At 62.0% G+C, this 13,232-nt stretch carries 12 protein-coding genes and 1 tRNA gene; 6 read left to right on the forward strand and 7 right to left on the reverse strand.

The features are described from left to right. Positions 1-297: 297 nt before the first annotated feature. Positions 298-1,242 carry an AEC family transporter gene (locus AB7535_RS00670; protein ID WP_038932208.1) on the forward strand — a complete coding sequence of 315 codons (945 nt, stop codon included), beginning with the start codon at positions 298-300 and terminating at the stop codon, positions 1,240-1,242. A 20-nt stretch (positions 1,243-1,262) separates the two neighbouring features. Here the strand turns inward: AB7535_RS00670 and AB7535_RS00675 are convergent, their stop codons facing one another. Further along, complete coding sequence (locus AB7535_RS00675) at positions 1,263-1,850, reverse strand: DUF4126 domain-containing protein (protein ID WP_085400412.1); 588 nt, start codon at positions 1,848-1,850, stop codon at positions 1,263-1,265. 71 nt (positions 1,851-1,921) lie between these two features. On the opposite strand from AB7535_RS00675, the gene AB7535_RS00680 reads away from it, so the two are divergent. From AB7535_RS00680 to AB7535_RS00695, 4 genes are read left to right on the forward strand one after another with little or no spacing between them, the layout of a single operon-like run. Next, the gene (locus AB7535_RS00680) at positions 1,922-2,338 is read left to right on the forward strand and encodes an AEC family transporter (protein WP_244623201.1); all 417 of its coding nucleotides are present in this window, start codon (positions 1,922-1,924) and stop codon (positions 2,336-2,338) included. 21 nt (positions 2,339-2,359) lie between these two features. Beyond that, complete coding sequence (locus tag AB7535_RS00685) at positions 2,360-2,764, forward strand: nuclear transport factor 2 family protein (protein ID WP_085400409.1); 405 nt, start codon at positions 2,360-2,362, stop codon at positions 2,762-2,764. A gap of 51 nt (positions 2,765-2,815) precedes the next feature. After that, a complete protein-coding gene (locus AB7535_RS00690; protein WP_085400407.1) occupies positions 2,816-3,034 on the forward strand; it encodes a hypothetical protein in 219 nt (72 codons plus the stop codon). Further along, the gene (locus tag AB7535_RS00695) at positions 3,031-3,678 is read left to right on the forward strand and encodes a hypothetical protein (protein WP_135215184.1); all 648 of its coding nucleotides are present in this window, start codon (positions 3,031-3,033) and stop codon (positions 3,676-3,678) included. The genes AB7535_RS00690 and AB7535_RS00695 overlap by 4 nt, the downstream gene beginning before the upstream one ends. Positions 3,679-3,848: 170 nt before the next feature. Here AB7535_RS00695 and AB7535_RS00700 read toward each other — a convergent pair whose 3' ends face one another. From AB7535_RS00700 to AB7535_RS00725, 6 genes are all read right to left on the reverse strand, one after another. Next, complete coding sequence (locus AB7535_RS00700; protein WP_439037205.1) at positions 3,849-4,658, reverse strand: hypothetical protein; 810 nt, start codon at positions 4,656-4,658, stop codon at positions 3,849-3,851. A 172-nt stretch (positions 4,659-4,830) separates the two neighbouring features. Beyond that, positions 4,831-6,297 (reverse strand): tetratricopeptide repeat protein, encoded by a 1,467-nt coding sequence (locus tag AB7535_RS00705; protein ID WP_144030685.1) that lies wholly within the window; start codon positions 6,295-6,297, stop codon positions 4,831-4,833. A gap of 36 nt (positions 6,298-6,333) precedes the next feature. After that, the gene (locus AB7535_RS00710; RefSeq protein ID WP_439037204.1) at positions 6,334-6,771 is read right to left on the reverse strand and encodes a hypothetical protein; all 438 of its coding nucleotides are present in this window, start codon (positions 6,769-6,771) and stop codon (positions 6,334-6,336) included. A gap of 584 nt (positions 6,772-7,355) precedes the next feature. Beyond that, positions 7,356-8,165 (reverse strand): hypothetical protein, encoded by an 810-nt coding sequence (locus AB7535_RS00715; protein ID WP_135216031.1) that lies wholly within the window; start codon positions 8,163-8,165, stop codon positions 7,356-7,358. Between the two features lie 96 nt (positions 8,166-8,261). Next, a tRNA-His gene (locus tag AB7535_RS00720) sits at positions 8,262-8,338 on the reverse strand. Between the two features lie 191 nt (positions 8,339-8,529). Further along, positions 8,530-8,964, reverse strand: coding sequence for a phasin (locus tag AB7535_RS00725; protein ID WP_063985516.1), 435 nt, complete (start codon positions 8,962-8,964; stop codon positions 8,530-8,532). Positions 8,965-9,701: 737 nt separating this feature from the next. Between AB7535_RS00725 and AB7535_RS00730 the strand changes: the two genes are divergently transcribed. Continuing rightward, the gene (locus tag AB7535_RS00730; protein ID WP_354080188.1) at positions 9,702-13,154 is read left to right on the forward strand and encodes a PAS domain-containing protein; all 3,453 of its coding nucleotides are present in this window, start codon (positions 9,702-9,704) and stop codon (positions 13,152-13,154) included. The last annotated feature ends 78 nt before the right edge of the window (positions 13,155-13,232 follow it).

The raw sequence follows: 13,232 nt of genomic DNA on the forward strand, positions 1-13,232 counted from the left end.
ACGGCCACCTGTGCGCTCCGGGCAACAGGCCGGTCGGCCCGGCGCGGTCCCATCCCGGGCACGATGTCGCGCTATCAGGCTAAGCCCTTGGCAGGGCTGGCGAGATCGGGTCCGCGCGCGGCTTCAGCTTCGGTCCAACAAAAAAACGCGAAAACAACCCCATGCACAGTAGCCAGGCCACGGCGGCCAGTTACGGATTTTACGAAATCGATTTGACTCGTCGGGCAAAACAGCGGCATGATGGCATGATCGAGGACGTGGGGTGGTCGTGTGATGTCCCCGTGAGATGAGGGGCGCATGGCCACAGTATTGATCGTCGCGCCGGTGTTCGCCCTGATCGCGGCCGGCTATGCGTCGGTGCTGTTTCGCTTCGTCTCCGAGACCGCGCACAAGGGCATCTCCGAATTCGCCTTCAGCATCGCGATCCCGGCGCTGCTGTTCCGCACCATCGTCGTGTCCGAATTCCCCGATGTCAGCCCCTACCGGATGTGGGGCGCCTATTACGGCGCGCTCGCCATCACCTGGATCGCGGCGCTGGCGCTCTCGGCATGCTTGCGCGAACGGCGCGAGGACCGCGAGGACGGCGTCGTGTTCGCGATCGGCTCGGTCTACGGCAACATCGTGATGCTCGGCATTCCGCTGGTGCTCTCGGCGCTGGGCAACGAGGCCGCGGGGCCGATGTCGCTGATCCTGTCGGTGAACACGCCGTTGCTCTGGCTCTGCGGCATCCTGCAGATGGAGCTTGTCAGCCGCAAGCGGACAGGTTCGGTCCTGTCGGTCATCCGCCCCGTGCTCGCGGATCTCGCGCGCAATCCGCTGATGCTGGCGATCGGCTTTGGCGTGGTCTGGCGCTTTACGGGACTCGGCCTCAACCCCGTCGTCGACCGGACGATCGAGCTGCTTGCACAGGCCGGATCGCCGGCAGCGCTGATCGCGCTCGGCATCAACCTGTTTCGATTTGAGGTCAAAGGCGAGATGCTGAGCGTCGCCGCGATGAGCGCGCTCAAGCTGCTGGCGATGCCGGCGGTGGCGTTCGTGCTGGCAAAACTGCTCGGTTTGCCTCCGGTCGCAGCCGGCGTGATCGTGCTGTTCGCGGCGATGCCGACCGGCGCCAACGCGTACATCTTCGCGGCCCAGTATCAGCGGCTGGTGAACCCGGTGTCGGGGGCGGTGGCGCTGGGGACGCTGCTGGCTGCGGTGACGTTGCCGGTGGTGGTGGTGATCGTGGCGGGGGCGAGGTAGCCGCACGAGCAGTCACGCGGTCATTCCGGTAGATCCGCGCGAGGAGCTGACCTCCGCAAGCGCAGGATCAAACGTATCGCCAGCCAGAGCATCAGAACGACGAGCACGAAGGCGGCAACCGGCGCAGCCAGGGCAAGAAGCGATACGAGGAGTGCACCGCCCAGTTCGGCGGTCGCAACCGTTGAGTTGCCGAGGCCAGCCGTCAGGACCGTCGATTTGGCCCGCACGGCCGCGGTGACGCCATGCACGATGCCGGCCGCGCCGCCGCCCGCGACGATGGCGGCCGTCCATTTCATCATCGGTGGAAGATCTGCCATGGTCGCCGCTGACAGGATGGCTCCGGCGATCACGGCGACAGGCGCGGCGATGACATCGAGCAAATTGTCCACGCCGGGAATGAAATACGCACCAACCTCCAGGAGCGCGGCCACGCCAAGCATGAGCATTGCAGCAGGTGTTCCAAGCCATGCGAAACCGTCGCCCAAAGGAAGCGAACCCGAGTAAGCGGCCACGCTGGCAACCAGCATCGGCAGGAACACCCGGAAGCCCGTCGCGGCCGCAAGACCGACACCGAGCGCAATCGACAACGCGAGATCGGAGTTCGACATGAGATCTCCAACGATTGTTGCGCTCGAATTTCCTCGGAAAGGCCAGACGTGATGCGGCCGAGGTCATTGGGATGCGTACGGCCATCGACGCAGATCGCAATGCGCAATCAGGCTACATCGCCGAGGATGAGCAAACCAAGCCAGAAATGTTGACGCAGCCGATCACTCTGCGCATTTCTTCCGCTTCGAGATCAAAGGCGAGGAGCATCGCAGTGATGGGCGCGCTCAAGCTTCTGGCGACGCCGGCGGCCGCGTTCGTGCTGGCCAAGCTGCTCGGTCTGCCTCCGGTCGCAGCCGGCGTGATCGTGCTGTTCGCAGCGATGCCGACCGGCGCCAACGCGTACATCTTCGCGGCCCAGTATCAGCGGCTGGTGAACCCGGTGTCGGGCGCGGTGGCGCTGGGGACGCTGCTGGCGGCGGTGACGTTGCCGGTGATGGTGGTGGTTTTAATTTTGCCTTTGCACGCAAAGGTAGCTATCCTGCGATGATACCCATAGCAGGAGGCGGATATGGGACATCGCGAGGAAATGCTCGACGTGATCAAGCGCGCTTACGCCGCGCGCGGTGATGGTGACGCGGCAGGCCTGGTGGCCGCTTTTCATCCCGAGGGCCTGTTCAACCTGGTGGGCGACAAAAGCGCACTGCACCTGACAGGAAGTGTGCAGGGGCACGAACCACTGCGTGGCGCCTTCGGTCAATTCATTGACCATTTCGACTTCGAAAAGCGCGAGATCCTGAGCGAATTGGTTGAAGGGAATTGTGCTGCAATACGGTCCCGCCTTGTCATCCGATACCGTCCAAGCGGGAAAGTCTTCAGCACGGAAGTCCTGGACCTCTTCAAATTTCAGGATGGCAAAATCATTGAGCTGATTGAATTCGCGGACACTGCGCAAATCAAGGCCATCGTCTCCTGACGCGCGATGAGACGGGATTGGATCGCGCGTTGAGGAGGGCGTGAGGCCTTCGTGCTCGCAAAGCGCCTGAACTTGCCCCTGCTTGCGGCTGGCGTCGTCGTGCTGTTCGCGGCGCTGCCGACCGGCGCGAACGCGTATATCTTTGCGGTTCAGTATCGGCGGCTGGTGAACCCGGTGTCGGGCACGGTGACGCTGGCGACATTGCTGGCCGCGGTGACGTTGCCGGTGGTTGGTGGTGATCGTTGCGGGGTAAGGATAGCTGAGCGATGAAAGAACTCAGGTCAATCAGTTGCGTAACGCGCAAACAAGCCGAAAGCGCTAGAGAGACGACGCCTTGGAGTCTAACAAATGAAATCCTTTATCGACTCTGTCGCGAACATCCGTATCACACGGACGAGCAAGTAATCTTGGCAAAGCTAAACATCATCGGTCGCGTCTATGCAGCAGCAATAGAGCGGCGCAAGGTCGTCTCGCCCGGTGAGACAAACGACAAATTTTACCTTGAGCGAGTGGCACCCGCGATAATGAAGTCTGGGCTGGACAAGTGGATAAGCCAAGCCAAGTCAGTGGCCCCCTATGGCTCATCTGCGCTTCCAGTGATGCTGGAGATTCATAAGCGCACAACAGACTTATTCGGCCAAATTACCGAACTCAACAAGCGATCTCTCGCCTCAAAATATCTCCACTTCCACGTACCAACTCTTTTCTTCATCTATGATTCTCGTGCGAACCGGGGCATCCGATCACTTTCCTTTCCCGAAAGCGCAGACGAGAAAACACAATACGACTGCGATCCAACTTATAGGGTATTTGTCCTGAAATGCGTCACGCTGAGGTCGTATTGCGAATCTCGCTTTGGGATTAGAATGTCGCCACGAGACCTCGACAATCTGCTCTTAGCAATCAGTCCATAGGGTCGTCCGTTATGGAAGCCCAAGGCGCCAATCCATTAACGTTGCTGACATTCAGCGTCTTTCATTGCGGATCGAGTGCTCGCACTGCTTTGGCATTATGGAGATGCAGTAGGTAGATGCCGTCCGCTATTTCGGCGCAGATGCACTGCCCTTATCCAATCGGACATTTATCAAACTCGCTTCGCTATAATTTCCGAAGCGATCTTGTCCCCGGGTGGCAAAATGAGCGCCGCGCTGCCATCGCTGTCCAATTCGATCTGACGCTCTTCGTGCATCTCGCGAAGAAGCTTCCTAAAGTAGGTATTATTCTTGTAGCCAGTCCAATTCTTCAGTTCTGCGGTCGCGATTTTGCCAGGCGATGTGCAGAGCAACAACAAAATTTGCTCTCGCAAACCCATCTTGGGATCGAGCACGCGCCGCATACCGTCGCCGATCCAAAGCAATGGCATTCGCCGCTCGGCTAATTTATCGACAATATCCTGCGCGTCGAGAATTGAGACATTGTGAAAGACCCTGACCAATTCCGCCATGACCCAAGTGCAGCTAGAAAGGACGAATACTGCATCCATATGATTGGGATCGACATCACCGCCTGCATGCCCCACGCCCCGATTGTTTCGGACCTCAAAGAGCGCAGGCAAAAGTCGCGGGATCAAAATCTGGAAGCTGCGTGGGACCTGGCTATTGTTTTCGAGCAGCTTGCACGCTTGGTCGAAGGCACGCGGTTTCTTCGGCGAAATTGAGTAAATGCCTTTCGCGTAGCCGTCTAAGATCGTGAACACGATCTCGCAAAACTTGCCGCCGCTGAGCTCCGAAGGCGACCATCGATGCTCAGCGAAATTCTGTACGATCGACTGGTACTCGGACAATAACGGTAGACGCAAGACGAACCAAAAGCCGCCCCAGTGCACCGGTTCAACGATCCTGGAATAACCAACTGAAATCACTGGTACAGTTGGGTGGGTACTGCCGCCGCTCAACTTTGTCTTTGATAAACCTAGCTTTTTTGCTCGCCAAAGATCGGCTTTTGTAGCGTGTTTTTGTATTCTTGAGCAGCTCGACGTAGCCGGAGCACGACTGGCACTGAAGCTTCACGACCATCTAATAGGGAAGGCACTTGCCTGCTGTGCGCCGGCTCCCAGAGCTTCCTCTCTATTCTGGCAGCCCTGCCTGCCGTAGCGCGCTGTTCATCTTCTCGATGTATTCGGGCTGAAAGCAGAACATTCGATAATAACTGTCGGCCTCGCGAATGGTGAAATCCGGGCGCAATTTCAGCAGCTTTCCGACCTCCGCCTTGGCCTCGTCGAACCGACCGAGAAACGGCAGCGCGTACGCCTGATCGAGATGACTGAGCCAAAAACCCTCAAGGTAGGCGTGCCGGAAATCCTCAAGCGCCTGTTGATATTCGCCTTTCCACCAGTGTCGCTTTGCGGGCGCTAACCACCAAGCAAACGAGGCATTGGGACCCGCCAAGCGAATGGCCTTTTCGGCCATTGCGGTCCCGTCATCCCAGTCCCCCATGAAGGCGAGCCACATACCTCCTGAGAGGGTTCGCGCATCGTTGGAATTGAGCGCGAGGGCCTTTTCCAATTCTTGTCGGTACAGGTGGATTTGACATTTGGTACTCATCGCCAGAGCGTAGGTTCTTTGAGCGAACGCATCGTCGGGTGCAAGCTCAACGGCGCGTGTCGCGCCCCGTAAGATTTCCTCGTTCAAATACAGACGCTTATCGGTGTGTTGAATTTGGTCGGAAGGTAGACCGATCCCCATGCTTCTTTGGTTAAAAAGAACAGTGGCGCGTGCTGACCACGCGAATGCGTTATTCGGCTGTCGCTCGGTAAGTCGCTTGGAGCACTCTAACGCTTTCAGAATTGCGGATGACAATCCACGTACAGACCCGACTACCGCATGAACAATACATTCATATGGACTGAGTTCGAAGACCGGCTTGTTCTGGGATTGCGAGTAATCTGCGTTCATAATTGCGCCGGGGTAGCCACCAATCTGCACGGCGGCGGCGTCGCCAATTTCGTACGCGGACGTTTCCGTTTGCACGCCTTCGGCATTCGCATCGAAGGACTTCGACCAAATCTCTGTACCAGTGCGCAGGTCCGAAACGTGGATATTCGCGCGAGCACCGCCGCCCAATGGGTGAACCTCACCGCTCACCAGATAGTCGACTTGCGCCTTCCGGGCCGCTTTGATGGCATCATCACCTTCCTTTAGAAAGTTTGCAGCGGTTGCGCGCGGTATCACTCGCAAAGTGCTGAACCTCCCGAGGGAGGATGCAAGTTGTTGGGTTACCCTGTCGGCAAACGAACCAAGCCCCGGCGCGGCAATGGGGCTCGAAACAGGCAATACAGCTACTGAAGGCCCCTTCGAGACGATCAGACCGGTGGACGCGGCAGTCGTGGTCGTGGTCGTATCTCTGCCGACGTGGCTGTGCAAAATGTCCCACGCGTGCCAGTAGCCCGCGAGCCCGCCGACCACAGCACCAACCGCAGCAACGGACGCAATGATCGCGCCGAGTTTCCCAAGGCGAAGACGCAGACGAGTGGAGAACGATGCGGATTTGCTATCGTTCAACTTCGGAGCGTCGTTTAGGGGCGTGTCTGCCACCGTCCACCGTTCCTCCGAACGTCAACCTTTGGAAAGTTACAACCAGGTTGCAAAGCTGTCCATATAAGGGCCTTCGTGGTAGCTATCGGGCGCCTCGGGGTAGATGACCTTCCACACGAGATGGTCACCGAACTCCCGCCAGTATTTCGCGGGACCAGGATTGGCCTCGTGCTGCTTCACGAACCAAACGTACCAGCGCCCAGCGAGCGCTATAGCGTTAAGCCGGGTGAGAGGCGGGCCTTCGCCATTCCTATGCGCCCGTAATGCAGCGATACGGGTCTCAATCTCAGCTAACCACTCGCCGTGCTGTGACTTCGCAAAGGGGATTGGCGTCCCGCTCGGTATCCGAAGCTGAGCTTCCCAGCGCACCCCATACAAGCGCCCATAGTCGTCGCGCACATCGGCCGGGATACCTTTTCGAGCGATAAAGCCGCCACCCTTCGCTCGAACTAACTCAACCATCCGCAATGCCATTTGTAGCGCCTTTTGTATTTTAGGCGGCGCAAATACATCAGGCCTATCAGTAAGTTGCTGGGAAAGCGGACTTATCCGCAACGGTGGTACAGTTGGGTGGGCTCGAACCACCGACCTCCTGTTCCCACAGACAGCGCCGAAGGGTCGACACGGGTTCGCTCAACTGTCAATCACAGGAGGCCTGCCACACGCAAAAGCCGCCAAGGTCTCCCTCGACGGCTCGTGCCGTTGCGTTTGCGTAGAGGTACTGTGTCGAGCGGTGCTCGAACGCAGCCCGTACTCGCTCTTATTGGACGCACGCGACCTTCAATGAGGGCCGGTGGGTGCGTTGCCAGTGTGCCGGGCCAACGATCCCCGATCCCTATGAGATGTGACTGGCGGCGATGCTCTTCAAGCGAGCACTGCTGTCCCATTCGATGAAATGGCAAAGCGCGTTTTCAATTGAGCACACTTCGATCATCATCAGCAATCAAGGTCAGCAACTGATCCACCACAACCCGGATACACGTTTCGAAACTCGTATCGGTGATGATTTCGCCGAGGGCGGAAGGGGTCTAGCGGCCTTAAAACGTGCGCCCGGCGTTCTACATGCTAGGCCTTCCGGAGCTAGGTCGGAGGGACCACTCTCGCTGCATCTCAAGGAAAACGGCCCGCCAACGGGTCACCGTCTTCGGCGCCGGCTTTGTTGCAAGCACGAAAGCCTCAAAAAGCTCCCAGCAACTCACACTGGGCGAGCGCGGCGCCCCGTCTGCGAACGACGGGAAGGTATCGGGCCTCTCGTCACGGGCGTAGTCGCCATTCGCGCGCTTCTCCAATAGCTGGATTGCGGGCAACAGATTGTCGCTGACAGCGTCCACGAACAGCGCATGCGCGGTAAGGTTCAACGCCTTCCCCTCGTTGGCGAGGAAGGTTGCGACCCGCGCCAATTCGGCAATCTGCGGCCTCACGGCTTCCCGCACCTCTGGGTCATATTGCCAATCTGCGTGAGGGTCGGACCCTGGATCCTCTTCGTACTCGTCAGGCGCCTCTGGGCGGATCACATTCCACACGACGTGATCGCTGAAGTCCCGCCAGTACTTTGGCTTCCCTGGATCGGCCTCGTGCAGCTTCACGAACCAGTTGTACCAACGGCCCGCAAGCGCGATTGCGTTGAGCTTGGTGAGTGGTTGACCCTCGCCATTCCTTTGGGCTCGCAGGGTCGCGATGCGGGTTTCGACCTCGGCCTCCCACTCTCCGAGGCGGGCCTTGGCTTCGTGCTTAGGCGTACCGGCCGGAAGCTTGAGGTGCGCCTCGCGCTTGTGCCCATAGAGCCGTTGGTAGTCCTCGCGTACGTCCTCGGGGATGCCCTTACGGGCGAACCACCGACCATCTGCGGCTCGATTCAACGCGACCATTCGCAACGCCATTTGTGCAGCCTTTTGTATTTTAGGCGGCGCAAATCCTGCTGGTCTATCAGTAAGATGCTGGGAACGCGGTGTTATCCGCAATCTTGGTACAGTTGGGTGGGCTCGAACCACCGACCTCCTGTTCCACAGACAGGCGCTCTAACCAACTGAGCTACAACTGCATCCTTGCGAGCCGCCTTGGGCGCCTGGACGGGCCGTCGACCTAAGGGGGGCTGGACGGGGCGGAAACTAGGTGCAACGGGCGTTTTTGGCAAGGCCGCAAAACCCGAGAATCGCGCTTCCGACGAGGTTATTTCCAAAGCAAAACCCGGGCTCTAGGCCCGGGTTTCTTAATTTAAACCAGCCGGCCTAATCAGGCGGCGGGCTTGTAGAACTTCGAGGCAGAGGCCTTGATCGGCTCGACGGTCTCGGCGGCGACGCGCTGGGTCAGCTCGGCCAGCTCCTTGGCCTGGGACTGGAAGGTCTCGAGCTGGGTGCGGGTGTGGCCGGTCCACAGCTCCAGCGCTTCCGCCGGCGACTTGAGGCCGAACAGCTGCTGGGCGAAGTCCAGCTGGGCGCTGGTGTTGGCCTTCATGAACTCCACCAGCTTGGCGGTGTACTCGCTCGCGCCCTTGTTGGCGGAGGTGAACACGGCCTCAACGGTGCCGTTGTGGGTCTCGGCCGCGTCCTTGAACTTGGCGTAGCTCTCGCGGGCCTGCGACACGCCCTTTTCGGCGAACGCACGCATCTGCTCGGGAACCTCGAACGGAATGATCGAGGCAGAAAACGGATCAGTCGCACCTGTCATGATGTCCCTCACGATAAAGAAAAAATGGAGTGAGCCTTCTGGCGCGCCCGCCGGCCCCGACCTAGGCCTCAAATTCAGCGGGAACGAACACTGGAACGCGATACAAAAAGATGGCTCGCCCAGCGCCCATCACTATCGCCGCCTAAGATGTCAACATTGTGCAACGCAAACGTGATCCGGGCTGCGCCGCGAAATTTAATCGCGGTCAGGATGAGGGTTCCGCATGAGGGAACCCTGGGTTGAGGTAGTCTGGTGCCTGCTGTGGCCGCTCTCTTACCCTCCCCTGGAGGGGTCGAGACGAGCGGAGCTCGCTCGGGGGTCGATCGCGCGAAGCGCGAGCGGGGTGGGGTGATCTCTCCACTCGAGCACCGCCTCCATTGAGAGGCTGTCACCCCACCTCGGTTCGCATTGCGCTTCGCTGCATGCGAACCGATCCTCCCCCTCCAGGGGAGGATGGGCACCTGTGATGCCGCGCCAGCCTGCTCTTTCGGCAAAGTCTCAGGGCTTGGGCTTGGCCGCATCCATCGCCGCGCAGCCCGCCCGCGAATCCTGCGGATGCCGTTGGGCTGCAGCTTGCGGGGGCGGCTACATTAAGGTTATCGCGGCTTTAGGCTTGGCCGTGTAGACCGGAGCCGTGGACCTGCCTGCGCCTGCGCGCGATACTAACCCTTTCTTAAGGCTGTCATTCCGGCAGCCTTGCACCCTGATGTTGACAAGCGAGACTTGAAGCCGGTCGGATGACGAGTTCGGATTTCCAGTTGCGAGGCGTGGGCGATCCCCGGCTGGCCGTGCACGCGACCTCTCCGTTGCCCGCCTGGCTCTGGTCGATCGACGGCACGCGCGTGCTCTGGGCCAATCCGGTCGGCGCAAGGCTGTTCGGCGCGGCCCATGGCACAGCGCTCGCGGACAGGACCTTCGGCCCGGCCGACAGCCATCGCCGCCAGGTCGCCCGGCTCGCGCGCCGGCTGGCGCCGAACGGCGCGATCAGGCTGGAACGGCTGCACGGCTTCGGCGCCCGCTTGGGCATGCTGATGACCTGCGCCTGCGCCCGTCTCGACTTCGCCGATGGAAGCTCCGGCGTGCTCGTCACCGCGATGGATCCGACGCTGCGCTCCATGCCACTGGTCGAACGCCTGCATCGTCTCGTCGAGGGCGCCAGGGTGCCGATGGCGGCGTTCGCGCCCGACGGCCTGTTCGTCGGCGCCAGCGAAGCCGCCCGCTCCCTGCTCGGCTTCCGCGATCTCGGCGATGCCGGTCTTGACCAGGCCCGCAGCGATGCGCTGGCGAAAGGCCGCGCCGAGACGCCGATCGGCATCGGCCAGATGGTGCTGCAACGGGTCGGCATCGGCGCTGATGTCGGCCTGGTCGCGCTGATCGAGCCGGCCGCCCGGCCGGCGGCGCCCGCTGTCGAAGGGAATAGCGCGCGCGAACAAGATGCTCAGCCCGCGCCCGACGCTCCGCCGGTCCCTCCGGCTGCGGTGCCAGACCATGCGCAGCCTGCGCGGCCGAACGAGGCCGCATCCGAAATCGCGCTGTTCGACGCATTCGCCGAGCCGGTCGAAACGCCGGCTCCGGCCGAGACCGTCCCGCCATCAGCGGCGATCGCGGACGCGCACGCCGCGAGCGACGCGATGCCGGAGGTCGTCACGATCCCGGAGGCGGCCGAAGCGCCTGTCCAGGACACTGTCAGCGAAGCGATCGACGCCGCGCCCAAAACTCCGGTTGAAAACCCGCGAGAGGCCATTGTGTCGCCGCAGGCCGCGCCGATCACCTCACACATGGTCGAACCGCCGCCAGCGGAGCCGTCCGCACCGCGTCAGCATCCGCTGCGCTTCCTGTGGCAGGTGGATGCGGAGGGGCGCTTTGTGCTCGGCTCAGACGAGTTCATCCACCTGATCGGCGCGCACACCGCCGCCGGCTTCGGCCGCCCCTGGCGCGAGATCGCCGACGAGTTTGCACTCGACCCTGATGGCCGCGTGGCGCAGGCGCTTGCAAGCCACGACACCTGGGCCGGGATCACCGTGAACTGGCCGGCCGATGGCGGCGAGCATCTGCCGGTCGAACTCGCGGGCCTGCCGGTCTACGACCGCGAGCGCAATTTCGCGGGCTTTAGGGGTTTTGGCGTCTGTCGCGATCTCGACGGACTGAACCGGCTCGATGCGCTCAGGCGCTTTGAGCTGCTCGCCGCGCCGCCCGCACAGCACGGCCTCTCTGCCGACGTCGTCGAACTCGATCCCGATCCCGAGCCGGAGCCCGTGGCGGAGGCACCGCCTCCGCCAATCGAGCCGCCCGCACCCGAGCCTGAGCCTGAGCCAACACCTGAACCCGAACTGCCCGAACCCGTAGCCGACGCGAATTCACATCCAACCGATCCGGAAACATCAGTGGAAACGCCTCCCAATGTCGTGCCGTTCCGCCCGCCCGGCGATGCGCGATCGCCGACGCTGACTCCGGTCGAGAACAGCGCGTTCAACGAGCTCGCCCGGCAATTGTCCGAGCGGCTCGAACGCGAACGCGAGACCATCGCCGCCGTCACGGCCGAGCCGCCGATGGCGGGAACCGCGCCCGAACCTTCGATGCCGGAGCCCGAGGCGCCGCACGTGCCAGCCGAATGGCTGACTGAACCGGCGCCGCCCGCGCAGGGCCACAGCATGCGCGACCGCGCGCTGCTCGATTTGCTGCCGACGGGCATTTTGATCTACCGGCTCGACCGGCTGCTCTACGCCAACCCCGCCTTCCTCGCGCGCATGGGCTATTCCAGCCTGGGCGCGCTCGAGGATGCCGGCGGGCTCGATGCGCTCTACGTCGAGCCCGGCGTATCGTCGGCGAGCAGCACGTCGCAAGCCGGCACGCCGGTGACGATCAGCGCGACGGTGGCGAACGGCGAAGAGCCGCTTCCGACCACCGAAGCGCATCTGCACACGATCGACTGGGACGGCGCGAGCGCGCATGCGCTGATCTGCGCGCTGCCGCAAGCGGCGCCCGTCGTTGCTGCGCCAGTCATCGTGCCGCCTGTCGTCGTCGAACCCGTCGTCGCGGAATCCTTCCCCTACGCGCCCGAACTCGAGCCCGAGGCCGGCGATGCCGACGCCCAGGATCTCGCCGCGATCCTCGACACCACCGCCGAGGGCATCGTCATGTTCGATGCCGAAGGCAACATCCACGCCTGCAACCGCAGCGCGGAAGCGCTGTTCGGCTATGACGGCGAAGCGCTGATGCAGCGGAACCTGGTGACGCTGTTCGCGCCGGAGAGCCAGCAAATCGTGGTCGACTATCTCGAAAGCCTCAAGAGCCAGGACATCGCGAGCCTGCTCGACCACGGCCGCGAGGTGCTGGGGCGCGAGAAGAAGGGCGGCGTCATTCCGCTCGCCATGATCATGGGCCGCACCAGGCCCGACGGCCCGAACTTCTTCGCCGTGTTCCGCGACCTCTCGCAGAGCAAGAAGGGCGAGAGCGAGCTCAAGAACGCCCGCCGTCTCGCCGACGGCGCGGCGAATGCCAAGGCCGACATGCTGGCGCGGATCAGCCACGAGATCCGCACGCCGCTCAACGCCATCATCGGCTTTGCCGAGGTGATGATCTCCGAGCGCTTCGGCACCCTCGGCAACGAGCGCTACGGCGAATACATGAAGGACATCCGCGCCTCCGGCGAGCGCGTCATCACCATCATCAACGATCTCCTGGAGCTGTCGCGGATCGAGACCGGCAAGCTCGATCTCAATTTCGCCAACCTCAATCTCAACGATCTCGTCGAAGCCTGTGTCACGGTGATGCAGCCGCAGGCCAACCGCGAGCGCATCATCATCCGTACCTCGCTCGGGCATGCGTTGCCGCAGGTGAGCGTGGACGCGCGCGCGATGCGGCAGATCACCATGAACCTGATCTCGAACTCGATCCGGCTCGCCAGCGCCGGCGGCCAGGTCATCGTCTCGACCGCGCTCACCGACCGCGGCGAGATTGCCCTGCGCATCCGCGACACCGGCCACGGCCTGAGCGAGCGCGAGGTCGCCGCCGCGATGGAGCCGTTCCGGACGCCACCGCCCGGCGATGCCGCGGACAGTTCGGCGCTCAGCCTGTCACTGACCAAGGCCCTGGTCGAAGCCAACCGCGCCAGGTTCAACATCAAGAGCGCGGCCAATTCCGGCACGCTGATCGAGGTGGTGTTCGCACCGGCGGCGGTGGGGGCGTAGGGGCGGCGGAACAGCTACGTAGCCGAGGTGAGCGAAGCGATACCCGGGAAGGTCCCGCATATCGCTCCGCGCATGCGG

Source organism: Bradyrhizobium sp. 956_D2_N1_4 (assembly GCF_052076025.1).
Taxonomy (GTDB): Bacteria; Pseudomonadota; Alphaproteobacteria; order Rhizobiales; family Xanthobacteraceae; genus Bradyrhizobium; species Bradyrhizobium barranii.